This window comes from Sulfitobacter guttiformis (genome assembly GCF_003610455.1).
Taxonomy (GTDB): Bacteria; Pseudomonadota; Alphaproteobacteria; order Rhodobacterales; family Rhodobacteraceae; genus Sulfitobacter; species Sulfitobacter guttiformis.
The window spans coordinates 746,550-772,038 of the sequence record NZ_RAQK01000002.1; the positions used below are offsets into that span (position 1 = coordinate 746,550).

Genomic DNA, 25,489 nt, shown 5'->3' on the forward strand with positions numbered 1-25,489 from the left:
GCCAAAGATGCGTCCTGCTGTCACGCCCTGCGCAAGAATTATTGCGCTGATAATCCGAGGACTGCGCACCCTAACTGCACCACAATTCCGATCAGGCACTTGCCATCGGGGAAAAATCGTCCAACCTTGCGCAGATATTCAACAAACAGGGGAATCTCGATGAAATCAACGATGGCAATTACACTTGGCGCAATGCTTTTGAGCACTGCCGCCCCGCTAGCGGCTGAAACGCTGCGTTGGGCACGCTCGGGCGATGCGCTGACGCTCGACCCACACTCACAAAACGAGGGTCCGACTCACACGATCCGTCACCAGATGTATGAACCGCTGGTAATCCGCGATGTGTCCGGCGCGTTCGAGCCGACACTCGCCACCGACTGGGCGCCGAAGGCCGACGATCCGAATGTTTGGGTGTTCAATCTGCGTCAGGGAGTGAAGTTCCACGATGGTGCCGATTTCACCGCCGAAGACGTAGTGTTCAGCATAAACCGCGCCAAGCAGGAAAATTCGGACATGAAAGAGCTTATCGGCTCGATCACCGAAGTGCGGGCTGTAGATGATCATACCGTCGAGATCGTCACAAGCGGACCAAACCCGATTTTGCCCGCCAATCTCACCAACCTGTTTATGATGGACAAGGACTGGACCGAGGCGAACAACACAGTCAACGTTCAGGATTTTGAGGGCGGCGAGATCACATTTGCCACCACAAACGCAAACGGCACTGGCCCCTATGTCCTGACCAGCCGCGAACCTGACGTAAAGACCGTCATGACCCGTAACGAAGCCTATTGGGGCATCGACCAGTTTCCGATGGATGTGACCGAAATCATCTATACTCCGATCCAGAATGCAGCGACCCGTGTGGCCGCCATGCTGTCGGGCGAGATTGACTTCTTGCAGGATATGCCGGTGCAGGATCTCGAGCGTGTGAACGCCGTAGACGGTTTGCTGGTCAAGCAGGCACCGCAGAACCGCGTGATCTTCTTTGGCCTGAACATGGGCGCCGATGATATCGAAGCCGACAATGTTGATGGAAAAAATCCGTTGGCCGATGTCCGTGTGCGCAAGGCGATGTCGATGGCAATCAACCGCGATGCGATCAAGCAGGTCGTGATGCGCGGCCAATCCGAGCCTGCGGGAATGATCGCCCCCCCATTCGTGAACGGCTGGACCGCCGAAATGGATGCGGAATCTGTCACGGATGTGGAAGGTGCCAAGGCGCTGATGGCTGAGGCAGGATACGCCGATGGCTTCTCGCTGCGCCTTGATTGCCCCAACGACCGTTATGTCAACGACGAAGGTATTTGTCAGGCGACAGTCGGCATGCTGGGTCAGATCGGAGTCAAAGTGAACCTCGATGCCAAGCCGAAGGCGCAGCACTTTCCGCTGATCACCGACGGCAAGACCGACTTTTACATGTTGGGCTGGGGCGTTCCGACCTACGATTCTGAATATGTATTCAACTTCCTTGTGCATGGCCGTGAAGCGGAAATCGGAACCTGGAACGGTACCGGCTATGACAACGACGAACTGGATGCAAAAATTCTGTCGCTAGCCTCCAACGTTGATCTGGAAGCACGTGATGCGGATATCGCTGACATCTGGCGCGTTGTGCAGGACGAACACCTGTATATCCCGATCCACCATCAGGTTCTGAACTGGGGCATGGCGGAAAATGTAGTCATGGAAGTCGATCCCGAGGACCAGCCCAAGGTCAAATACTTCACCATGAAGTAAACCCGTTTGCGGCGCGCCGGTTCGATACTGGCGCGCCGCGCTCAATGCCCCCTGCCCGTTTTCACCCTACCCAGCTTAGGAAATAGAATGTTACGCACATTAGGTTATGCCGCTGCTCTCGCTGCTTTTGCTTCTTCCGTTCACGCGGCTGAGTTTAAATGGGCCGTTACAACCGACCCCCAGACAATGGACCCGCATGCGGTAAACTCGACACCTGTCTTGGGTTTCCTCAACAACGTCTATGAGGGGCTCGTCCAGCGTGGTCAGGACATGACGATCCAGCCCTCCCTTGCCACCAGTTGGGAGCCAATAGAAAACGGGAGCGGCTGGCGCTTTAAACTGCGCGAAGGGGTTACGTTTCAGGACGGCGCGGCATTTACCGCGCAGGACGTCCTCTTCTCCTAACAGCGCGCATCGAGCCCCGAGGCCGACACCAGCAGCTGGTTTGCGCCAGTGTCCGAAGTCATCATTGTCGATGACTTCACTGTCGACATCATGACCAATGCGCCTGATCCGATTTTTCCAGACAGCATCGCCAACTGGATGATCATGGACAGCGGTTTGGCCGAGGCCAACGATGCCACCCGCCCCGACAAAGAAAGCGGTAATTACGCGACGCTCAACACAAACGGCACGGGCGCATTTGCAATCACAAGCCGCGAGCCGGGTCTGCGCACCGTGCTGGAGCCTTTTGCCGGATGGTGGGGCGAAGTCACCCATAACATCACCCGCGCCGAACTGACCCCGATCCAGAATGATGCCACCGCCTTGGCTGCGCTGCTAGCGGGCGATGTGGATTTCATCAATCCTGTGCCGGTGCAGGATGTGGCGCGCCTCAAGAATAACCCAGATGTAAAAATCATTCAGGGCGTTGAGGCGCGGGTCATCATGCTCGGCTTTGCGAATGATGCTGCGACCCTCAAATACTCGTCCGAGACAACTGATGCCAACCCCTTTGCCGATGCACGTGTGCGCCGTGCGGTGGCCCATGCGGTCAACGTTCCGGCAATTCTGCAAACGACGATGCGTGGCACGGCAGAGCAGGTGAACCAGTTGGTTGGCTCTGGCATACGCGGCTATACGGCTGGTCTGTCGAATGATGCGGCCTACGACCCAGATGCGGCGCGGGCCCTGCTGGCCGAGGCAGGATACCCCGAAGGGTTTTCCTTCGGGTTCAAATGCTCCAACGACCGGTATTTGAATGATGAGGCCGTCTGTCAGGCTATTACAGGGATGCTGGCACAGGTCGGCCTGCGCGCCACTTTGGATGCGATGCCGGTGCAAAACTACTGGCCCGAACTGCGCAGCGACAATTTCGACATGTTCCTGCTGGGTTGGTCCCCCGGAACGTTCGACGCGGAGCATCCGATTCGCTTCCTCGTTGCGACCCCGAACGAGGAAAAGCGTCTGGGCAGCTGGAACTTTGGCGGGTTCTCGAACGCCCGTATTGATGAACTGTTGCCTATGATCCAATCCGAGATTGACGATACAAAGCGCCAGTCGATGCTGGATGAAGTCGCACAGACGTTGCAGGACGAGATGGCATATGTGCCGCTTTATGTGCAGCCGCTAGTCTGGGGAGCGCGTGCAAATATAGATGTGGTTCAACGGACCGATGACTTCTTTATCTTGCGTTGGGTTACCGTTAACTAAGGCCTCTCGCGACAGGACCACGCGGGGGGCTGTACAGGCCCCCCGACCAATAGGAAATTCACCATATGCTTGCCTTTATCATCCGGCGCGTTTTGCAATCCGCGCTTGTTTTGCTCATTGTCGGCCTTACTGCGTTCTCTATGTTCCGCTTTGTCGGTGATCCGATTGACAACATGCTGGGGCAAGAACGCACTGCCATGGACATCGAGCGGCTGCGCGAGCAGCTTGGCCTCGACCAGTCATTTCCTGTGCAATACTATAAGTTCTTGCAAGAGGCCGCTCAGGGTAATTTCGGAGTGAGCTACCGTCAGGGGCGGCCTGTCGCAGAAATTTTGCTTGAACGGGCGCCTGCCACGCTTGAATTGGCGGCTGTGTCGGGGATTCTAGCCATTGCCTTCGGCATCGCTTTTGGCGTGTTCACTGCAATCAGGCGCGACGGATTTGTGGCCAATTTCATCATGTCGGCGTCGCTTATCGGGGTATCTTTGCCCACCTTTCTCATCGGAATTTTGCTGATCTATATCTTCTCGGTCGAGCTGGGATGGCTGCCCAGTTTTGGTCGTGGCGAGACGGTGAAAATCGGGAACTGGACCACAGGCCTGCTCACAGCATCCGGCCTGAAGGCGCTGATCCTGCCGTCTATTACGCTGGGGCTTTACCAGATGACGTTAATCATGCGACTGGTCCGTTCGGAAATGCTCGAAGTGTTGCGGCAGGACTATATCCGTTTTGCACGAGCCCGTGGCCTGCGCGACCGGACGATCAATTTCCGCCATGCGCTCAAAAACACAATGGTGCCAGTGATCACGGTGATTGGTTTACAAGTAGGCGCAATCATCGCATTCGCCATCATCACCGAGACGGTATTCCAGTGGCCCGGCGTTGGTCTGCTGTTTATCAACGCGGTTCAATTCGTCGACATTCCGGTCATGGCCGCCTATCTGATGCTGATCTCCGTCATGTTTGTCGGCATCAATCTGATCGTCGATATCCTTTACTTCTTTATTGATCCACGGTTGCGGGTTGACCGCACGGGAGGCCACTGATGACAGATATGCCTGTAAAACCAGCCGAGCAATCGCGCCTGCGCGTCTTCCTCGACAGTGATGTTTTCTACATGTTCAAGAAATCTCCAGTGGCAATCGTCTCGGCGGTTGTGTTCTCCGCGCTGGTCCTGTCTGCGGTGTTTGCGCCGCTCATCGCGCCGACGAATCCGTTCGATCCCGCCTCGCTCAATCTGATGAACGGGTTTACCGGGCCGATGACGCCGAATGCCTTCACGGGCGAAAGCTTCTTTCTTGGCACCGACGATCAGGGGCGCGATCTGTTCTCGACCATCCTTTATGGCATGCGCGTCTCACTGTTTGTGGGGGTGGCGGCGGTGATGCTGGCCATGCTGATCGGCATTACACTCGGCCTGATATCGGGCTACGTGGGCGGCTGGACCGAGACAATCATCATGCGTACGGCAGACGTGCAACTTACATTTCCCTCGATCCTTGTGGCGATGCTGATTTTTGGCGTGGCCAAGGGGATTACGCCGGTTGAATACCGTGACCAGATGGCGATCTGGGTGTTGATCCTCGCCATTGGTCTGAGCGATTGGGTACAGTTTGCACGCGTTGTGCGCGGGGCAACTATGGTCGAAAAGCGCAAAGAATACGTCGAGGCGGCGCGCCTGATTGGCCGTACGCCATTTTCGATTATGCTGCGTCATATCCTGCCCAATGTTTTGTCGCCTGTGTTGGTTATCGCAACCATCTCGCTGGCGCTCGCGATCATTGCAGAGGCCACGCTGAGCTTTCTGGGGGTCGGTGCGCCTGCAACACAACCCTCGCTTGGCACCCTCATCCGTATTGGCCAAGGGTTTCTCTTCTCCGGCGAATGGTGGATTTTATTATTCCCTGCTGTCACGCTTCTGACCCTAGCGCTCAGCGTCAACCTGCTCGGTGACTGGCTGCGCGATGCTCTGAACCCGAGGTTACGCTGATGTCCGATGTTGTTTTGTCAATCAGGGGGCTCTCTGTCGAGATCCCTACACGCGCAGGCATCGTGAAACCTGTGGACGGCGTGAGCTATGACATCCGCGCAGGCGAGATACTGGGCGTTGTAGGCGAAAGCGGTGCGGGCAAGTCGATGGCAGGCAATGCTGTCATCGGCCTGTTGACTGCGCCTGCGCATATCGCTGCAGGTGAAATCTGGCTCAACGGGACGCGGATTGACGCGCTCAAAGGCGAGCAGATGCGTCGCCTGCGGGGCAAGCAGATAGGCATGGTATTTCAGGATCCTTTGACCTCGCTCAATCCATTGCTGAGCATCGGCGACCAACTTACCGAAACGATGATGACCCATCTCGACATAAGCCGTGCACAGGCAAGAAAGCGGGCCATTGCAGCGCTCGAAGAGGTCGGCATACCCGGTGCATCCGAACGCATCGACAGCTTCCCCCACCAGTTCAGCGGGGGTATGCGCCAGCGGGTTGTTATCGCACTCGCGCTTTGCGCCGAGCCGTCGCTGATCATCGCGGACGAGCCCACGACCGCGCTGGACGTCTCTGTACAGGCGCAAATCATTGCACTGTTGAAGCGTCTGTGCCGCGACCGGGGCACTGCGGTTATGCTCATTACCCATGATATGGGCGTGATTGCAGAGGCCGCCGACCGTGTGGCGGTCATGTATGCAGGGCGTCTTGCAGAGTTGGGGGCGGTGCGTGATGTGCTCACGGCCCCTCGCCACCCCTATACGTTCGGTTTGATGGCCTCGACCCCGCTCGCCTCTGCGGGAAAAGCGCGTCTGCACCAGATCGAGGGTGCGATGCCACGCCTGAACAGAGTGCCCGAAGGCTGCCCCTTCAATCCCCGCTGCGCCTATGCGCAAGATAAATGTCGCATGGCCCCGAGCCCGCAGATCAATGAAGACGGCGATGCCGCCTGCTGGTTCCCCATCGACGCGCAAAAGGTATCGTAATGTCCCTAATTTCTGTTAAGTCCCTCACCCGCGTTTTTGACGTCTCTCGCCCGTGGCTCAACCGCGTACTGGAGCGTCGCGGAAAGTCTCTGCTGACCGCTGTTTCCGAAGTCGACTTTGAGGTGGCAGCGCGCAGCACCTATGCGCTGGTAGGAGAAAGCGGTTCGGGCAAATCCACAATCGGGCGGATGCTGGTCGGCCTGCTCACGCCGACATCTGGAACTGTAGAGATCAACGGCGTAAACCTCGCATCCGAGAAGGACGCAGCCAAAGTCGACGCTATCCGCTCTGATATCCAGATGATCTTTCAGGATCCGTTTGCCTCACTGAACCCGCGCTGGCGGGTGCGCGACATTATCGTGGAGCCGGTCGTTGCACGGGGCGGTGATGCGACTGGGCTGGCCGAAAAGCTGCTGGAGCAGGTCGGTCTGTCGGCACAGGACGCGGGAAAATTTCCGCATGAGTTTTCGGGTGGTCAGCGCCAGCGTATCTGCATCGCGCGCGCGCTGTCTTCGGAACCAAAGCTGATTGTCTGCGACGAGCCTACGTCCGCACTCGATGTCTCCGTGCAGGCGCAGGTTCTCAATTTGATGAGCGATCTTAAGGATAACTTCGGTCTGACCTATGTGCTGATCAGCCATGATCTTACTGTGGTTCAGCACATGGCTGACCGGATCGGCGTACTGTACCTAGGGCGTTTGGTCGAGGAGGCGAGCCCCGAGGATCTGTTTGCCAACACCAAACACCCCTACACAAAAATGCTGCTGGAAGCCGCACCACGGATGGATGGTTTCGGGCGTGAGGCGGTCCTGCCGGAAGGCGAGATCCCCGATCCGATCAATCCGCCTAGCGGCTGTGCGTTCCATCCGCGGTGCCCCGTTGCCGCAGACATCTGCAAGCGCGAGCGCCCTGTAATGCGCACGCTAAACGACACAAGAGTTGCCTGCCATCTGGCGGAATAAGCCTCCCCCCCCTCCGACGCACCGAATATTGTTTTCGCAGCACCGTTAAAAGCAGACAAAAGGGCCTGAACCGATGGTCTCAATAAAAAAGGGTGCACCCGTTAGCCGGATGCACCCTTTTTTTCTTATCGAAGGTTAATAGATCTAATCGAGCAAACTATCATTCACGATGAACAAGACATCATCGGCCAATGCATTTACATTCGTAAAGTTATTGAGCGTTAGCGACGTCTCGTCGCTAAAGGTCAAAACGAGATTGCCTTCAATTACCGCACTGACGGCGGCAAGATCATCAAAATTCGAGACCAGATCACTGTGGAAATGCAACGTATCAAGGTTGTTGCCAAAGTCGCGGATCACGTCGTGGCCGGCTTCCTGTGCAAAGACAAATACATCCGCACCCGAACCACCCCGCAGTAAATCATCGCCAACGCCACCAGCGAGATAATCATTGCCCGAATTGCCGTTAAGCTCGTCATCGCCGTCACCGCCGCGCAGTGTATCAAAACCGCTGTTACCGCTGAGGGTATCGTTCCCATCGCCCCCGAACAGCATATCAAAGGCCTGTCCGCCATTAATGACATCATCGCCGGCACCGCCGTAAATGTCGTCACCGCTTGCGTTGCCGTTAAGCGTGTCGTTGCCCTCGTCACCGAAAAGGGTATCGGCCCCGCCGAGACCGTCGAGAACATCGTTGTCCAAGCCACCATAAAGCAGGTCCGCGCCCTGGCCGCCGTTCAGCTCGTCATCGCCCTGCCCGCCATACAAGGTATCGTTACCTGCGTTCCCGGAAATAACGTCATCGCCGTCATCGCCATAAATCACGTCAAATCCCTGAAGACCGGTGATTGTATCGTTGCCGGCACCCGCAATAACGGTATCGAATCCGATGCCCCCGTTGATCATGTCGGCGCCGCGCCCGGCAGTGATCAGGTCACTGCCACCGCCCGCAGAAATAGTATCGGACCCATCTGTTCCGTCCAATGCATCGTTTGTTCCTGTGCCATTGACGATGGCACCGGGAACATCGGATTGCTCCTGCTCGAGATCGGATACCAGTTGAACATCCCCGCCGCGCAGATCACTTGCAAAAATGATCTCTTCTACTTCGAACAGGGTCGTTACAACCTCGCCTGTGGCATTGAACACGATGGTGTGGCTGCCATCATCCAGTGCGAATAACGAAAAGTAGTCATTGAACACTTCCAAAGTCAGTGCAGACGAGACCCCGCCCATCTCTGTAGCGGAAAAGTCAACTTCGACTCTGCTTACATCAAGCTGGTCCACGCCGCCGCCGCCAAAATACGTTAGCTGCGACCCGTCTTCTGAAGGTCTTACGATTTCGTCCGCGTCCGAGCCGATGAAAACAACTTCGGGCCGGTCAATGCTGATCAGATACTCCTCAAAACCGGCAAAACTAGTGGTGTATTCAGGTGTGTCATTAGCAAAACCATAGCCGGTGATCGTCCCAGCGGTGGTGTCGATCACAACCCGCCTGCTGTCCTCATCCTCAATATTGAGTGTGTCTTCATCCAGACCGCCGGTCACGTCTGAATTATCATTCCGGTTAATGGAAATATAATCCCTACCTTCGTCACCCTGAAGGGTCAGGTTTGCCAAACCTTCGGCGGCATAGATTTCGTCATTTTCGTCGCCACCCGAAACAGTAAGTTCGGCCTCAAGGTCATACCCGTCTGAGAAGACGTTGATCGTGTCATCACCCAATCCACCAAATACCGGCCTGTCGACGCTACCGGTTTCTATGTTGATTGTATCGTCCTCGTTGGAGAACTGGAAGCTGGCGGGGTCGGAGAAATCGATTTGCTGACCCGGTGCAAAAGGCCCTGATGTGATGGCCGTCAGATTTTGAACACTATCAACGAAGGCGGAGTATGCCGCAGGGGAGCTGAATTCGGGAATGGCACTCCCGCCCAGATACAGGATGAACAGTGTATTTCCATTGCCGTTATCGACTACGGAGTTGAACATTAAAACTTGTGTGGAACGCTGCTGGCCATTCTCGGCCCAAATCACATTGACGGCTGTCAAATAGGTTTCATCTGGATCAAGCGATACAACCAGATCGTTCATGGTTACCTGATAGGCATCGCTGTTAAGGTAGACTGTACCCACATCATCGTTTGGGCCTCCGGACGTATCTGTGACCAGCGAAAAGCTGGGAGAACCATCGGGCGCCACAACACTTAGAACACCAGCCTCGAGCGTGCGTTCTTCGGTATTCTCAACGTCGTTAAAGCTGACTGTTTCAAAAAGAACTTCATAATTATGGGTCGTCATTCGTAATTCCTGCCAAATATGTTTCGAAAAATTCTGGGCAAAGCACCTAAAAATACGTACTAAATCAGAGCATTAATAATCTAGTTGTTCTCGAAGTTTAGCAAGATAACCAAATTTGTAGCAAGGTTATTATTATTGGCAGACGCCGCGGGCCAACCCTCTCTGATCGCGGCGTCAGGTAAGCGCGCGAGGAGTGCCAACGGGCAAAGGCAGCCGGATCAAAGACGGAGAAAAAGTCAAAAGCGCCCGTAAGTTAAAACCTGCGGGCGCTTCTGCATTTGACCAAATTCAGGAATTCAGCTCATCCTGACCGTCATCGAATTCGATCTGTGGCGCATAGCGCGGACGGGTAAAAATGAAGTTTGTGACATCCTTTTCCCCCAAACCGATGCGGAAAGCAGGCGCATATCGGGACCAGGTCTCGACCACGATCATTTCCTCGCCGTCCACCATCTGCGGCAGCATTTCGATCCAGTCGGCAACCGAGGCGTTATCGCGGCTGGCCAGACCGCCGCGGCTCTCGGACCATTCGAGCACCATTTGGTTTTCTTCACCGTCAAAACGCACCACCGTAACGCGGACACTGCTTTGCTGGCGCGAGCGGGTCATCACCTCGAAAATCATTTGCGTGCCGTCGATATACGCATCATCAATCGCCATGGTTTCACGCGAGAGCATATCGCTGATCGTGTATGCCGCTTTCTGGTTCATCGCGTACTGGCGATAGGCGTCGAAGGTTGTGAACAGAGCCATGAAAGTCAAAAACATCAATGGCAGCATGATCATTGTTTCAATGGCGATAACCCCGTCTTCGCGGCGCACGAATTTTGACAGCAAAAGCTTTTGGAAGATGGACTTAAGCATTAGCTCGGCTCCTGTACAAAAGCGCTGATCGTCGACATTGCGGCTTTGCCATCGCTGTTTTTGGCATAGGCAAAGCCGAGCCCAGTTGTCGGAAAGATCGGGGAAAAGTTGTAGCAGGCACGCAGCATCATCAGGTTGTGGCGCTGTCCGGGGGTAAAGCCGCGGACGGGGCGAGGATCAAGCGCGGTATCAATGCAATCTGCACGCTCGGGCAGGCCTGCAAAATTGCGCGGATCCACGACGATCATTTCCAGACGTAATTGAGACGCACAATTCGTCAATCCGCCCGAGTTCTCGCAAATCATGTTTTTGATACTGTCGTGCGTGATATTTGCGCTGGTATTGATGCGGATTTCACGGGCTGTGCGGTCTACACTGCGGTCCAGCAGCATCTGGCGGATCGAATACATGCCCAGCTCCAGCGCCATAAAGAAAACTCCGAAGACAAGCGGCACCATAATCATGAATTCAAACACAATGGCCGAGCCGTCTTCTTTTTTGCCAAACTGACGCAGGGCTTTTTTCATTCGGGTGATCATTGTGTGAGCCTTAGCTGATTGATCTGGCGTGCAATGTTTCGGAACGTGTTGCTGATATTATTATTGTCGGCGTTAAAGAAATGGGCCGGTGATGAGGCACAATTCCGCATCTGGGTCTGGGCGGCGGAACTTGCACTGAATGCGATGGTAAACACGATGACTGGTCGCGGGGACTGCGCCTTTGCCAGCGCGCATTGGTCATAAAAGCTTTGAACATTTGTGGCAGCGTTCGTGATGGTCGTTTTGTCGGCAGCCCGCAGCGGGCTTACCAGATTTCGGGGTAAAAACGCGTTGATTGGACGGACCTGCTCGGTGATTGCACCATCAGTCATAAGGACGATGTATTTTGTCGTATCTTCGTCGTTGAAGGGCGCCGGACGATCCCTGAATGCTTCGGGTGCCACATTTGCGTCGATCATCGCATTCATCGCATCGACCGAGTTGGGGTCCAACAGCGCAAGCGCCCATTTCATTGCATAGTGGGTGCCAGTACCGTCATGCATCCGCATGTTCTGGATGGTGCTTTGCAGGGCATCCCGGTCGTTGGACATATATTTGATCGCATTGTGATCCTGTGGACACCAGCCCCATTCCATCTCTTCGCCGCCATGAAGATCATCAGCATTGCGGGAGATTTCCCAGTTCATGAAATGCGCGGTCTGCCCGAACAACCCTGCAGGCGGCAGACCCATGCCGCCAAAGTCACGCGGCGCGATATCCAGACACGAAGAGACATTGGGATATACATATGAGGCGGCGGGATTGGAGCCTGTGCCGCCTACAAAGCCTGCCGGCAAAGTGCCGTTGCTCTGACCGGAAGGTATTCCTCCTGCGCTTTGATCAAGTGCGGTAACATTCAAACGGGTGCCGCGCAGATAATGAAACATTTCGCGGCCGGGATTGGTTTGGCCTGCATAGGGGATGAAGTTGACTGAGGTCCGCTGTGCGGCCTCGCCTCGTAATACTGTCCCCACGAACTCCTGCGCCGCAGGCCGCAATTTGTCGATTTTCTCGTCAAATCGCATCGATCCTGAAATATCGAGCACAAGAGAAATTTCGATATTCGGCGCATCATCAATAGCAGCAGAGCGGGTCGGCACAGGCAAGGAACTGATGCCGATAAGCGGCATGAAATTGGTCGGTGTTGCGTTCATCAGATCAACCGATACCGTCCGCGAGCTGAGGCCAGGCGAGACGGTCACATCCTGCGCACTAATTAGATGCCCCAGCCCTGCCTTGTCGAAGTAATCAAGAACCACAGCAGTCTTGTCGCGCGACTGATCAAGATCAGTCGCCGCAAGCACGGCACGGTCGGCTGTGTTCTGTAACCGGACCCGTTCCATTTCGTTGCGCATCAGGTCCACACCGATCCCGCCCACAATCAACGAAAGCAGGATAACGGTAATCGCGAAAACGGTCATGGAGCCATCCTCGCGCCGGACGAACCTCTGTGGGAACAATGTTTCCGACTGGTCAGTGCAACGCACGCCCGGATGGGTCGAAACCATGATTTTCATCCCTGTCATCTTTCTGGCCTAAATGCGGCTACATCCAAATTTTACTAAATTCTTCATAATAATTGCTTCCAAATTAAGGCAAAAATAGGGCGCTGAATCCTAAAAATGACATAAATTACAATTACTTATCTACAATGTTCGCGATTTGACAGGAGTGTTTCCAAGCCCTCAACAGTGTCTTCGGGATGAAACGGTGCTTCGGGAGAAAGCGCATTGAAAAGCGGTCTACACAGGAAAAAACCGCATTTTGAGGTGGTGCCGATTCTCTTCCAGCAATCAGCAAACCGAGCCCGTGCCACGAGCAAATGTGGAAGGTCGCCCATTCAGGCGGGCACGTCTAAGAGAAGGTATTTCAAAGTTGGCGCTACGGATGCACCCTAAGCTGAAGCGCAAAGGCCAAATGGATTAAAGGTTTTATCACACGGCAACCCCGACGCACCCTGCCCTTCTTATCCAGATTTGCGTTGACCCCGCCGACCACCATCCACGGCAGCACCCAAAGCAATTTGCGATTGTCGATTGAGCTTGAAGGCCTGGCCGATGTGAATGCAAATACGGCACAAGCCCTGACCCAACTGTCTGCTCAGAACACGCCGAAGGAATAATGTCATGTCCACGCATCTCAAGTCGATCGAACAACGTCTTTTGTGGCTGTCCCATTGGATGATCCACAATGCCAACCACATTCGGCCCAAGGTGGACGGAATCAAGGTTGGCGGGCATCAGGCGTCCTCGGCCTCAATGGTGTCAATCATGACGGCGCTTTATTTTCAGGCGCTGAGACCCGAGGACCGTGTTGCGGTTAAACCCCACGCCTCGCCGATTTTTCATGCGATCCAATACCTGATGGGCAATCAGACGCGCGAAAAGATGGAGAACTTTCGTGGTTTTGGCGGCGTCCAGAGCTATCCGTCGCGGACCAAAGACATAGACGATGTGGATTTCTCGACGGGATCTGTTGGGCTTGGCGTCGCGGTGACCTCTTTTGCGTCCATCGTGCAGGATTATATTCAGGCCAAATCATGGGGCGCCGACCAAAAGATGGGCCGCATGATAGCGCTTGTTGGCGATGCGGAACTGGACGAGGGCAATATTTACGAAGCCTTGCAAGAAGGCTGGAAAAACGGGCTGCGCAATTGCTGGTGGATTATTGACTATAACCGCCAATCGCTGGACGGGGTTGTCAGGGAGGGTCTGTTCAAGCGTGTAGAGCAGATCTTCGACGCCTTCGGCTGGGATGTTGTGCGGGTGAAATATGGCCATTTGCAGCAGGCTGCGTTCGAAGAAGCTGGAGGGGAGAAGCTGCGCCAGTGGATCGACGACTGCCCGAACCAATTGTATTCGGCGCTGACCTTCATGGGTGGTGCTGTTTGGCGCAAACGCCTGATGGATGCGCTGGGGGATCAGGGCGATGTCACCGCGTTGATTGAAAGGCGTAGCGATGCAGAGCTTGCCGCGTTGATGGAAAACCTTGGCGGCAACTGCGTGCAGACAATGGCCGACACGTTTGCCGCGATCGACCACGACCGTCCCGTCTGCTTTCTTGCCTATACAATTAAAGGCTGGGGCACGCCAATTGCGGGTCATAAGGACAACCACGGAGGGTTGATGAACAAGACCCAGATGGGAGAATGGCAAGATTATATGGGCGTGCCACAAGGCGCGGAGTGGGACAAGTTCGCGACAATCGCTGATCCCGCTGCATTTGAGGCCAAACTTGCCAAGACACCCTTCTTCGCAAAAGGTGCGCGCCGCTACGGCGATGATGTCATCGATGTGCCAATGATTGAACTGACTTCCGATCGCGAGATCTCGACCCAGATGGCATTCGGGAAGATACTGGATAACCTGTCAAAAGGCGACAGCCCGTTGGCCGAGCGGATCGTGACCACATCGCCGGACGTAACCGGCACGACCAATCTTAGCCCTTGGGTGAACCGCCGCAAACTGTTCGCGCGCGACCAGCAAGAGGACACGTTCAAAACCGAGAATATTCCGTCCACCGCGAAATGGGAGTTTACACCCGAAGGTCAGCACATCGAGCTTGGTATTGCAGAAATGAACCTGTTCCTGCTTCTGGCCGCCGCTGGCCTGTCGCATTCGGTTTTCGGCAAGCGCCTTATCCCGATCGGCACCGTTTATGATCCGTTCGTGTCACGCGGTTTGGATGCATTGAATTATGCCTGCTATCAGGACGCGAGGTTCATGATCGTCGGCACCCCCTCGGGCGTGACATTATCCTATGAGGGCGGCGCGCATCAATCCATCGCGTCACCGCTCATCGGCATGTCGCAGGACGGGCTCGCCGCGTTTGAGCCCGCATTCGCTGACGAACTGGCTGTGATTATGGAGTGGTCATTTAAACACCTGCAAAAATCCGGCGAAAGCGATCCTGACGAGCGGACATGGTTGCGCGACGAGACCGGCGGCTCCGTCTATCTGCGTCTGACCACCAACCCCATCGAGCAACCCGGAAAACGTGTCGATGACGCCTTCCGCCAAGGTGCAATTGACGGCGCATACTGGCTTCGCGAGCCGGGGGCAAATTGTGAAGTCGTCATTGCATACCAGGGCGCAGTGGCACCCGAGGCGATCAAGGCGGCAGGTATGATTGGCCAGGGCCGCCGTGACGTTGGTGTTCTTGCTGTCACATCCGCAGATCGTTTGAACGCCGGCTGGACCGCTGCACAAAGGGCGCGGGCAAATGGCACGGAGGCCGCCAATTCGCATATCGAAACTCTGTTGCAGGGTCTGCCCCGCAATTGCGTCCTGATCACAGTCATCGACGGCCATCCCGCCACGCTGGCGTGGCTCGGCGGGGTATGGGGCCACCGGACGATCTCTCACGGAGTGGAGCATTTCGGGCAGACCGGCACCATCGCAGATCTGTATCGGCACTTCCGCATTGATGCCGAGGCGTTGGTACGGTCCGCAAGCGAGTTGTCCCAAGGCCGCAAAATCTCGCACATCAACGGCGCTGGATAGGCACGGCTGATGCAGCGATGACCTGCGCCACCGGATAGGTGTTGCAGTGCAAAGAGGTGTTGCATATTGGGCGGGAGTCAAAATATCGTATCCCCTAGCTGGGATATTGCCGTATTCTGTTCCCGAAACCAATTCCGACTTGGTGGTGCAGGGTCAACCTCGAGGAGACCAGAGTGAGTGATGTGACCGTGCAGCAAAGCAAAATGCAGAACCATGCTGCATTTCTAGAAGGAACACACGAGTTCCAGGCTGATATCGAGATGCTTTCGAACAGTGCTTTGATCGGAACAATTCTCGAGACAGTGATGCTCGCGACAAACATGCGGTTTGCGGCGGTGGCGCGGGTCACTGCGGATCGCTGGGTCGCGTGTCGCACGGTCGACGAAGTAAATTTCGGCCTTGAGTCAGGTGATGAAATCGAGATCGAGTCGACCTTTTGCCAGTCCGTCCGCGATACATCCCAACGCATTATGTTCAGCGATACAGCCACAGATGAGGTTTACGCAGGACACCCGATCGCCAGCAAGTTCGGCATTGTAAGTTACGCCTCGATGCCTATTCATCGAAGCGATGGCACATTCTTTGGTACACTTTGCGCCATCGACACAGAGGCCCGCGATGTACAGCACCCGCGTGCAACCGCCATGCTCGAGATGTTTGCCGAGATCATCGGGCAAAGCCTTGAGGCGGAGGAGCGGCTGGAAGCCCACGAGCAAATGGTTGCACACGAGCGCAACTTGAGCCGAATCCAAGAGGAATTTGTAGCTGTCCTCGGGCATGACCTGCGCAATCCTGTTGCCGCACTTGATGCCGGATTACGGCAATTGAGCAGCGAGCCCTTGACGGATAAATCAAAAATCCTCCTTCCTTTGATGCGCTCCTCACTGCGTCGGATGAACGATCTGATCGAAAATATCATGCTACATGCAAAGGAACGGTTGGGAGGCGGCATTCGCATCACCGCAGAACCCAATGCTCCTCTTGCAGAGGCTATCACCCAAGTTGTCGAGGAAGTGCGGGCTGCGTCACCAACGCATGAGATCACACTCGATCTGGGCTTTGACCGGGCTTTGAGCTGTGATGCCCCGCGCATCGCGCAGGCAATTTCCAATCTATTGTCAAACGCTGTCCGCTACGGAACAGACGGCGCAACAATTTGCGTCGAGGGCCAGATAGATGCGGACGGCGTATGTATCAGCGTTGCGAACAAGGGTGCGGATGTGCCTGCCGGTCTGCGTCAGGATTTGTTCAACCCGTTCAAACGCGGCGACCATGCAGCAGGCGAAGGTCTGGGCCTCGGACTGCACATCGCATCAACGATTGCTACGGCACATAACGGCCGGATCGAGGTCACCAGCGAGGGTGGCTTGACCACCTTCAGTTTCAGGTTTCCGCTGTTACCAGAAGCCATTCAAACGAGCTGAGGAAAGCGGGATAGGGCCGTAGGGCAGACAGCCCTGTCCTATCCGCCAAATCCGGTCCGTCCGCCACCTGACCCACCAAATCCGCCTCGCGAGCTTGCGGTTGCTCGTGTCATTGGCGTTTTCCCAACTGTCGCGGCAGGTCGGGTGAACTGGGATGTGTTAAGCTTTGCAGAACCACTGTTGGTCGAAAACGTGCTGCTCCGCGCCGCGTCGGTAAAACGACCACCGGAGGTTTTATAGAGTGGCTGGGCCGAAGACATGCCGGTCCGGCCGCCCAGCATATTACCGATGAGGTAGCCCGCCAGTAGCGGCATGAAAATGCCACCTGATCCTCCTTGGGTTGCTGCTGCTTCTGAGCCGCAGGCGCCCTCGCCGTGCTGCTCTTCGCACACTGCAAGGCTGTCATATCGCGGTGCTGCTTCTACGTGAAGTGTCTGGGCCTCGGCAAAGGACGTCTCGCAGTCCTGTGCAGTAAATATACCGCCACGTGATGCGTCGACCAGACAGCTTTGAAGGTCTGGAAATGCTGCGGCGTCCACCTGTTCTTCGCGGCACCCTGCGAGCGTAAACGCAGTGGCGCCAAGAATTGCGATGGCAACACGGTTCGAGCGTTTGATCATGACAAGCGTTCTTTCTGTCCAAGTGGCGTTAAGTCGAGTGCTTCATAGGGTAATATAGTGCGGTTTGAAACGGGACAAATCCTGTGTGATGCGCGACCTGTCTTCGCGGATGCCAATGCCCGCACACACCTGACCGACGACCCATGCGCCAATCACCGGACGGAACCCGTCGAACTGTGGCAGGGGCGCATAGGCCTGAATGATGTGAGGATGCTCCGCATAGTCGGAATTTTTCGACTGCTCGATCACTGAACCGGACTTGAGGATCGTGACCGAAGCCCCTTCCCGCGACAAGATAGGCTTGCGCACATGGCCGGCGCCAAGCTGCGCCTCGGCCCGCCCGAACGCCGTGGCGACAGCACCGGACGGCGCACCGCGCCCCGCCAATGCATCTCCGACATCCGCTTCAAAGAATGCGGGCAGCAGGTTGGGATGGCCCTCGAACATTTCCCATAAGACCGGCAACAGCCCTTTATTGGACAACAGGGCCTTCCATGCTGGCTCCAGAAACAGGCACCCCGATCCGTCAATATGGTTCGCGTAGTCGTCGCGCAACAAATCCTCCCATGGATAAAGCTTGAACAGGACCGCGATCCGGCGGTCTTCATCATCCAGAAACTGGCCGTCATCGCTGAGCGCTATCTTGTCGAGATCGCAGTAATGCGCGCCCAATCCGGCTTCGCGGGCGGCCCACCCAAGCATCTCAACGGTTCCATAGTCTTCCGGATTACCGGCAACGGCAGTGAAATGCAGATCGCTGTTGGCCTCGAACACTTCGCCAAACCGCGCCACCAGTGCCTCATGAATACCGTTGAACTGGTCGGTCCCTTCGGGCAACACACCCGCGGCCAGTTGATCTTCCAACCACTGCCACTGAAAGGCAGCGCTTTCGTACAGCGAGGTCGGTGTGTCCGCGTTGTATTCCAAAAGCTTGGCAGGCCCGCTTCCGTCATAGGCAAAATCAAACCGCCCGTAGATTTCCGGATCGCCACGTTTCCAACTCTCGGCAACGAGGTCGCGATGGGCTTGCGGTATCGCAAGCTTCTCCATCAGGCTTTCGCTGGTGATGATATGGGCGATAGCTTCACGGCACATGGCATGAAGTTCTGTCGCGGGGTCCTCAAGGTCCTTCTCGATCTGCTCAAGCGAAAAGGCATAGGCCGAAGTTTCGTCCCAATAGGGCTCGCCGTACATATCCGCGAAACTAAATCCGACCTCCTTGGCCTGTTCCCGCCAGTGAGGCCGTTCGGGCAAAGTGATTTTCTGCATCTGTCGCTCCTCAAGTTCCTGATCTCGTTTAAATGTTTTCGGTTGTAGCTACCAGCCATGGTTTTGCTGGCCTTAAGCTGGCGTGTGCGACAGATGGTGGCAGCACGTCGGCAGAACCGGTCTTCAGTTTCGTTCTGCTTTGCCTTCCTGCCTCAATCATGGCTGCCACAAATCCTGATTACGCCCGACACAGCATGACGATATTTACGTCCCTAAAAGCGGACCGCGCCGCGACCATTGGTGTTATCAGGTCTGGCGCTGTTCATCTGGGCAACAATTTGTTAGGTGCGAAGGCCAAGGTCGGGTTGGACGTGAACGCCGTGGTCACACAAATCCCGAATATCGTCGGTAAACTGCTGCCAAAGCGTGGCGGCGGTTCCGCCCTGCTTATCCGCGCGCATTGATGCGTAAGCCGGTTCAATAAAACTAACAGGAGGCATTTAATGTCAGATGAAACGATCAACCAGGGTATTCCAGTGCCCGAAGGTACTGCAGACATTATCGAGACCGACTATGAAATCGGTCAGGACAATGTCGACGGATCTGTCGGTCCGTTCGGGTACGACATCCACAATCCTGTATTCATGATTTCTGGCGCTGCTGTGGTGGCCTTTGTCTTTTTTACACTGGCCCTGCCTGAACAGGCCGGCGCAGTCTTTAGCGCTATGTTCAACTTCACCACGCAAAACTTTGACTGGTTCTTGATCGGATCGGCCAATATCGTTTTGGTTTTTGCCCTTTTTCTGGCGGTCTCGCCTTTCGGATCCATCCGGTTGGGCGGCTCGGGTGCGACGCCCGATTATACCTACGCCGGATGGTTTTCGATGCTCTTTGCCGCCGGCATGGGCATCGGCCTTATGTTTTATGGCGTGTCCGAGCCGCTCACCCATTTCTCGACGTCTGCGGGCGGAACCGCGCTCAACGGTGATTTGCGCACCGACTGGGCGCCTCTTGGAGGCGCGTTGGAAGATCAGGCTGCTGCCGTCCGGTTGGGCATGGCCGCGACGATCTTTCACTGGGGCCTGCACCCTTGGGCAATCTACGCTACAGTAGCCCTCGCCCTCGCGCTTTTTACGTACAACAAGGGTTTGCCCCTTACGATACGGTCGGCGTTTTATCCGATCTTCGGGGATCGTATCTGGGGGTGGCCAGGTCACATCATCGATATTCTGGCTGTGTTTGCCACCCTCTTCGGACTTGCGACATCGCTCGGCTTTGGGGCGACGCAGGCGAACGCAGGTCTCCATGAGCTGTTTGGCATCCCCATCGGCAACACCACGGAAGTAATCCTTATATCGGCCATCACAGCGATCGCATTGATATCCGTGATGCGAGGATTGGATGGCGGGGTCAAAATCCTGTCAGAGGTCAATATGGGGCTTGCCGGTTTGCTGGCCCTGTTTACCCTAGTTGTGGGGCCAACAGCGTTTTTGTTCGCCTTTTTCTGGGATAGCCTTAAGGCATATGTTGAATTCCTTCCCGCACTTGCCAATCCGTTCGGACGCGAAGACGTGAACTTTAGCCAAGGCTGGACCGCGTTCTATTGGGCATGGTGGATTAGTTGGTCACCATTCGTCGGTATGTTCATCGCCCGCGTCAGCCGTGGCCGTACAGTCCGTGAATTCATCATCTGCGTTTTACTGATCCCGAGCTTTGTCTGCATCATGTGGATGTCAATTTTCGGCGGTACAGCGATACATCAGGTGATTACGGACAACTTTACCGGCGCGCAGGATGCAGAACTTCCGCTCCAGTTGTTCAAAATGCTGGGTGAACTGCCCCTTGCGTCGATCACATCGTTCATCGGCATCGTGTTGGTTATTGTGTTTTTCGTGACGTCTTCGGACTCAGGCTCGCTGGTGATTGATACGATCACAGCGGGAGGCAAGGTCGACGCGCCTGCAACACAGCGAGTGTTCTGGTGCATCTTTGAAGGTGCTGTGGCGATCGCTCTTTTGATCGGTGGCGGATTGGCAGCTTTGCAATCCATGGTCATATCGACAGGACTTCTGTTTACCGTGGTGCTGCTTGTAATGTGCTATTGTATCTTCCGCGGATTACAGAGCGAACGCGCCGAAGGCAAATAGCCTCAAAGCCTCCTTAAAAATGACAGGCGCCCCTTAGGGGCGCCTGTCTCGTTAGTTGCTGGATCTTATAGACCGGACAAACTGCGACAGATTATTTTTTGACCAACATCCTAATAGACTGACGAAGAGCCTCCGAACCGGACACTGTATGAATTTTCATCAGTCGCCCCCACCCGACCCTGTCGAGCCGTGCCAATTCATTGATTTGTAATCAAAGCCCAGTTCGATCGTGGGCTTCACAACGCGAAAATAGGGCGACAGATCAAAGTCACGTGGCACAAACAGCGAATGGTGGCGAATATGAAATATTTCCTTTGCTTGAGGCCCAGCTACGATGCTTGGCAGGATGGGATAGCCGATTGACTGAAACCCCTCTGCAATCAGGGTAGAACAAATCGCGCGCGTTGGGTCGCCCGAACCCAAGGCAATCATACGTCTGCGAAACCGTGCTGGTACCGGGGGTTCCGGCAGCAGATAACGCATAAGATCCCAAATATGCTTGAGGTCATACACCCTCCCGATACTTCTTTTAACATAGTTTACGACCTTTCCAATTTCCTCATCCGACAAAGAGACGGGGCGGCAAATTCGTGTGTTAAAAGAAACGTATTTCGCTATGGGAACGCGAATTACGCCGTTTTCAAGGTGCGCTTCTATCAAGTCGCCGTCTGCGTGGTGATCGCCTACATAAAAAGCGGAATGTGACCATGTTGAGTGGGTCAGATATTTGATCGCTGTAGAAACGCGGGTGTTGCCTTCCACGAGCAAGATATCACCCGGCTGAAGAGTTCGGCACAACATGTCCTCCGTCGTGCTAGCGAATTGGAGGTAGTTTGATTTCGGCGCCTCCAGGTAGCTGGCGATTTGTGTGCCAATGCGGGTCTTGAGATTATCCATTCGCAAAGCGTAGCGATCAGTTGTTGAAATGTGTTTCACTTGCGCGTGATGTATCACTTGGTCCAGTCGGCTTTGCCAGATCCTTTCAGAACAAAGCATGCGGGACAGCAGTGCAGCAGTCTGTCGATGAACAAACACAACAGCGCCGGTTCGCAATTGCTCCTCACCACTCGACCTTTGATCGAAACAGCACCCAGACCGCGCAAGTTGAGCAGGCTTCGGCGGTAAGAGCAGTTTAGACATATTCCTATGCGCCGCTTTTACTTACCAACCGCCCCTATCCGATCGACAATCCCGCATTGCCCGGTAGTTCTATTATAAAACAGCTGCAGCCCTTGGATCTATGCCTAAGCTTCGAGTTTTAGCCAAAGCGCCAAGATACTTCGTTGTTGGCATCTTCTTATCGCAGAGCTTTTTTCCGTCGTCGCGAGAGCCTGTTTTCATGCGCACCAACATAAGCTACCGAATACATTAAGTCACGATAACGCCAATTCTTTACAGTTCCAGCGCGCGCCACTTTAGAGTACCCGTTTCCAATGGATATCATTCTCGTTTTAACAGTCATTGCATCGCTTTTCATCGTAATCGGCGCAGCAGAACCGCTGGCGGCAAAGCTGCGTCTGCCTTACAGCGTAATCCTTGCTCTACTGGGCATACTGATCGGGTCAGGCGCAATTTTCTTTTTGCAAACCGAGCTGACGGACGCCCTGAACCCTGTCGCCGAAGCCATCCTTGGCTTTCCGATCAGATCCAATGTCTTCCTCTATGTGTTTTTGCCGACCCTTTTGTTTCAAGCAACTCTCGGTATGAACCTTCGCCGTATGCTGGATGATTGGGTGCCGATAATGGTTCTCGCGGTTGTGGCGGTCGTCGTCGCGACACTCAGCGTCGGATATGCGCTGGCTTGGGCCAGTGCGCTGCCGCTCGCGGCATGCCTGTTGATCGGCGCGATTGTTTCGACAACGGATCCTTCCGCTGTCGTGTCCATCTTTCGCTCCCTTTCTGCCCCCCGCCGCCTTTCGCGGATCATTGAAGGCGAAAGCCTGCTGAACGATGCGGCGGCGATCGCGCTGTTCGGGTTGTTCATGGGCTTTGTCATGCTCGGCACACCGGACCCTGAACTGGGCAGTGCGTTGGCGCAGTTTCCGGTCTTGATTGCAGGCGGTGCTCTGACTGGGTGGCTGGCAGCACGTGTTGCGATCTGGATTATGTCGCTCTTTGGCGCACATGAACTGGCGCTGATCTCGGTTTCTGTCGCATTGCCCTATCTTGCCTACATCGGATCTGAACAGCTGGTCGGTGCATCAGGTGTGATCGCCGTTGTGGCCGCGGGTTTGACCTTGAACCTTATGGGACCGGGGCGATTGCCGCCACAGGCCTGGAAAAATTTGGGAGAGGTCTGGGGGTTGCTTGCCCATTGGGCTGGCGCGCTGATCTTTATTCTCGCCGCACTTTTGATCCCGCGCCTACTCGAAGGTGTCCGGTTCAGCGACTTTGCCTTGATCGGCGTAGTGATAGTTGCCGCCTTCGCTTCACGCGCTGTCGTCCTGTTCGGCCTTATGCCACTGCTCACATTTTTGAAAATCTCACCGGTTGTCGAGCGCCCTTACCGTGCAGCAATTCTTTGGGGCGGACTAAGAGGAGCCGTGACACTCGCGCTCGCCCTTGCTGTCACCGAAAGTCTGAGGGTGCCAATCGAGGTCAAGCGTTTGGTCGGCATTCTCGCCACCGGGTTTACCCTGTTCACCTTGCTGGTGCAGGGTACAACGCTGCGCGCTGTCATCGGCGGGCTTGGGCTTGACCGTCTTTCCCCGATTGACGAGGCAATGGCACGGCAGGTGGTCGCCGTTGCGCTGCAAACCGTCCGCGAAGATGTGGCCCGCACCAACGAAGATTACGCCTTGTCCCGTGATGTCGTGCGCTCCGAGGCGAAAGCGTTTGGTGACAGATTGGAAATCGCCGTAAAAACCGCTGAAGACAGCTATGATATTCAGGACAAGGACCGGATTACATTGGGGTTGATCGCGCTGGCCGGCTTTGAACGCGATACGATCCTCGTTCGCGTGCACGAGCGAACAATCTCTGCACGTATGGCAGAGCAGACTCTGCTGGATGCGGATCGATTAATCGAGGGAGCGCGCACCAGCGGGCGGAGCGGCTATCAACAGGCAGCACGCAAATCCGTCGCGTACGGGAAGACGTTTCGCGCGGCAGGCATGCTTCATGGCCGGTTTGGATTATCCAAACCACTGGTCCGTTTGACAGCGGACCGTTTCGAGCTTTTGCTATCGCAGCGCCTGACATTGCGCGATCTTGATACGTTCATCGAAGGGCGTATTCGACGCATTCACGGGCGGCGTGTGGCTGACCTGTTGCTTGAACTTTTGTCCCGCCGGGTCGTACTGGTCGAGACCGCGCTTGAGGGTCTTCGCTTACAATACCCCGGCTATGCGGAGGAGCTGGAACGCCGCTTCATCCGGCGCACGACATTGCGGCTTGAGGAACGTGAATACACCGCCATGCGCGAAGACGGCCTGATCGGCGCAGAGGTCTACACAACCTTAATGCAGGGTTTGACGTCGCGGCGGGCCGAAGCTGAAGAACGTCCCGCGCTTGACATCGCGGTGCAGCGCGCTGAATTGATAAAACAATTCCCACTGTTTGCTGACTTGGATGCGAAAGCCGTACGGCAGCTTGGGCGCGCCTTGAAAACACGATACGTTAATGCGGGTACGGTTGTTTTGCGGAAAGATAGCCCCCTCACCCACGTGTTTTTCATCGCATCAGGTGCCGTGGAGTTGGAAATTGCCGGACAGACATCGCGTTTGGGGCGGTCGGACATGTTCGGACAGGTTGCAATTTTGTTAACGAGCGCACCGCGCGCCGAGGTCCGTGCGATTGCCCCATCAACACTACTTGTCCTCGACGTTGCGCGTTTCCGGTCTTTGCTCACGCGGAGCGTGGCCTTGCAAGACGCCGTGCGAGCAAGTGCGAAACAGCGCGGTATCGACCCAAATTCGCTTTTGCCAAAGGAATAACACTCGAAGCCCACGATCAATCACGGCACCACCGCCTACCCCACATTGTTGCGATTGTTTGAGCCGTACATCTGATGAGGGGCCTGCCATCATCTGTCCAGTCTGCGGGCGTTGATGCTATAGCATCTGAAATGGCCTTGGCGCATCGCAAGACGACTGCGGAAACCAGAAGCTTTGCAGTGGCATACTCCAAAGTGCTTTTGCAAAGTTTGCCTCTAGTCCGGATGACAATGCCAACGCCTGCTTAAATATTATCGGCCTAGCAGGTCGTCAAAAGACCCCTCCCAAGACCTATGGAAAATCTACTTAATCTGCTTCCCTTCAGCCAGAAAAAGCGAGGCCACGCTTCTACGCCAATCTGCGCATCTCAGGCGCTCAGTATAACTACTGCCTGACCGACACCGGCAGCTGCTTAATCTATGGGCAGAAAAATAACATGTTGCGCATCTGTGTTAATCTGAAAGAAGGTGGCAGCCATGGGAGGAATGCGCCAAGAAGTTGAGCGCGATGCGGGCCGCATCAGGATTATTGTTGTGAACCAACAAGATCACGTCGGAGCCGAAGCGCGCAGCACTCACGCTAATGGTGAGTAAAAACTTGGCAGGTTCGTGCCAGGCAAACCAAAAACA

At 55.3% G+C, this 25,489-nt stretch carries 17 protein-coding genes and 1 pseudogene; 11 read left to right on the plus strand and 7 right to left on the minus strand.

Annotated elements, in window-relative coordinates:
• Positions 1–159 precede the first annotated feature (159 nt).
• The 6 genes and pseudogenes from C8N30_RS16235 to C8N30_RS16260 all read left to right on the plus strand — a co-directional run bounded on the left by C8N30_RS16235 (position 160) and on the right by C8N30_RS16260 (position 7,322).
• On the plus strand, positions 160–1,740 hold the full coding sequence (locus tag C8N30_RS16235; RefSeq protein ID WP_025061743.1) for an ABC transporter substrate-binding protein: 1,581 nt from the start codon (positions 160–162) through the stop codon (positions 1,738–1,740).
• Positions 1,741–1,827: 87 nt separating this feature from the next.
• A pseudogene (locus tag C8N30_RS16240) lies at positions 1,828–3,393 on the plus strand (ABC transporter substrate-binding protein).
• A gap of 65 nt (positions 3,394–3,458) precedes the next feature.
• Positions 3,459–4,439: an ABC transporter permease gene (locus tag C8N30_RS16245; protein WP_025061742.1), complete on the plus strand. Its 981-nt coding sequence runs from the start codon at positions 3,459–3,461 to the stop codon at positions 4,437–4,439.
• Positions 4,439–5,383, plus strand: coding sequence for an ABC transporter permease (locus tag C8N30_RS16250; RefSeq protein WP_025061741.1), 945 nt, complete (start codon positions 4,439–4,441; stop codon positions 5,381–5,383). The genes C8N30_RS16245 and C8N30_RS16250 overlap by 1 nt, the downstream gene beginning before the upstream one ends.
• Entirely contained in the window at positions 5,383–6,360 is a 978-nt protein-coding gene (locus tag C8N30_RS16255; RefSeq protein ID WP_025061740.1) for an ABC transporter ATP-binding protein, read from the plus strand. Before C8N30_RS16250 ends, C8N30_RS16255 begins: the two co-directional genes overlap by 1 nt.
• On the plus strand, positions 6,360–7,322 hold the full coding sequence (locus C8N30_RS16260; RefSeq protein ID WP_025061739.1) for an ABC transporter ATP-binding protein: 963 nt from the start codon (positions 6,360–6,362) through the stop codon (positions 7,320–7,322). The genes C8N30_RS16255 and C8N30_RS16260 overlap by 1 nt, the downstream gene beginning before the upstream one ends.
• A 144-nt stretch (positions 7,323–7,466) precedes the next feature.
• On the opposite strand, the gene C8N30_RS16265 is transcribed toward C8N30_RS16260, so the two are convergent.
• From C8N30_RS16265 to C8N30_RS16280, 4 genes are all read right to left on the minus strand, one after another.
• Positions 7,467–9,620 carry a calcium-binding protein gene (locus C8N30_RS16265; RefSeq protein ID WP_025061738.1) on the minus strand — a complete coding sequence of 718 codons (2,154 nt, stop codon included), beginning with the start codon at positions 9,618–9,620 and terminating at the stop codon, positions 7,467–7,469.
• Positions 9,621–9,908: 288 nt separating this feature from the next.
• Positions 9,909–10,484, minus strand: coding sequence for a TadE/TadG family type IV pilus assembly protein (locus C8N30_RS16270; protein WP_025061737.1), 576 nt, complete (start codon positions 10,482–10,484; stop codon positions 9,909–9,911).
• Complete coding sequence (locus C8N30_RS16275) at positions 10,484–11,011, minus strand: TadE/TadG family type IV pilus assembly protein (protein WP_232222799.1); 528 nt, start codon at positions 11,009–11,011, stop codon at positions 10,484–10,486. Before C8N30_RS16275 ends, C8N30_RS16270 begins: the two co-directional genes overlap by 1 nt.
• 8 nt (positions 11,012–11,019) lie before the next feature.
• On the minus strand, positions 11,020–12,540 hold the full coding sequence (locus C8N30_RS16280) for a pilus assembly protein (protein ID WP_025061735.1): 1,521 nt from the start codon (positions 12,538–12,540) through the stop codon (positions 11,020–11,022).
• A gap of 609 nt (positions 12,541–13,149) precedes the next feature.
• Here C8N30_RS16280 and C8N30_RS16285 point away from each other — a divergent pair.
• Positions 13,150–15,525 (plus strand): 1-deoxy-D-xylulose-5-phosphate synthase N-terminal domain-containing protein, encoded by a 2,376-nt coding sequence (locus C8N30_RS16285; protein WP_025061734.1) that lies wholly within the window; start codon positions 13,150–13,152, stop codon positions 15,523–15,525.
• Positions 15,526–15,698: 173 nt separating this feature from the next.
• Positions 15,699–16,949 carry a GAF domain-containing sensor histidine kinase gene (locus tag C8N30_RS16290; RefSeq protein WP_025061733.1) on the plus strand — a complete coding sequence of 417 codons (1,251 nt, stop codon included), beginning with the start codon at positions 15,699–15,701 and terminating at the stop codon, positions 16,947–16,949.
• 38 nt (positions 16,950–16,987) lie between these two features.
• Here the strand turns inward: C8N30_RS16290 and C8N30_RS16295 are convergent, their stop codons facing one another.
• Together C8N30_RS16295 and C8N30_RS16300 are read right to left on the minus strand one after the other, a co-directional pair.
• Positions 16,988–17,569: a DUF1190 domain-containing protein gene (locus C8N30_RS16295; RefSeq protein ID WP_025061732.1), complete on the minus strand. Its 582-nt coding sequence runs from the start codon at positions 17,567–17,569 to the stop codon at positions 16,988–16,990.
• A 42-nt stretch (positions 17,570–17,611) separates the two neighbouring features.
• Positions 17,612–18,838 (minus strand): glutathionylspermidine synthase family protein, encoded by a 1,227-nt coding sequence (locus tag C8N30_RS16300; RefSeq protein ID WP_025061731.1) that lies wholly within the window; start codon positions 18,836–18,838, stop codon positions 17,612–17,614.
• Positions 18,839–18,870: 32 nt separating this feature from the next.
• Between C8N30_RS16300 and C8N30_RS16305 the strand changes: the two genes are divergently transcribed.
• The gene (locus C8N30_RS16305) at positions 18,871–19,242 is read left to right on the plus strand and encodes a hypothetical protein (RefSeq protein WP_025061730.1); all 372 of its coding nucleotides are present in this window, start codon (positions 18,871–18,873) and stop codon (positions 19,240–19,242) included.
• Positions 19,243–19,281: 39 nt separating this feature from the next.
• Positions 19,282–20,925, plus strand: a complete 1,644-nt coding sequence (locus C8N30_RS16310; protein WP_025061729.1) for a BCCT family transporter — start codon at positions 19,282–19,284, stop codon at positions 20,923–20,925.
• A 159-nt stretch (positions 20,926–21,084) separates the two neighbouring features.
• On the opposite strand, the gene C8N30_RS16315 is transcribed toward C8N30_RS16310, so the two are convergent.
• Positions 21,085–22,065: a YiiX/YebB-like N1pC/P60 family cysteine hydrolase gene (locus tag C8N30_RS16315; protein WP_232222798.1), complete on the minus strand. Its 981-nt coding sequence runs from the start codon at positions 22,063–22,065 to the stop codon at positions 21,085–21,087.
• 293 nt (positions 22,066–22,358) lie between these two features.
• Between C8N30_RS16315 and C8N30_RS16320 the strand changes: the two genes are divergently transcribed.
• Entirely contained in the window at positions 22,359–24,860 is a 2,502-nt protein-coding gene (locus C8N30_RS16320) for a cation:proton antiporter (protein ID WP_025061727.1), read from the plus strand.
• Positions 24,861–25,489 lie beyond the last annotated feature (629 nt).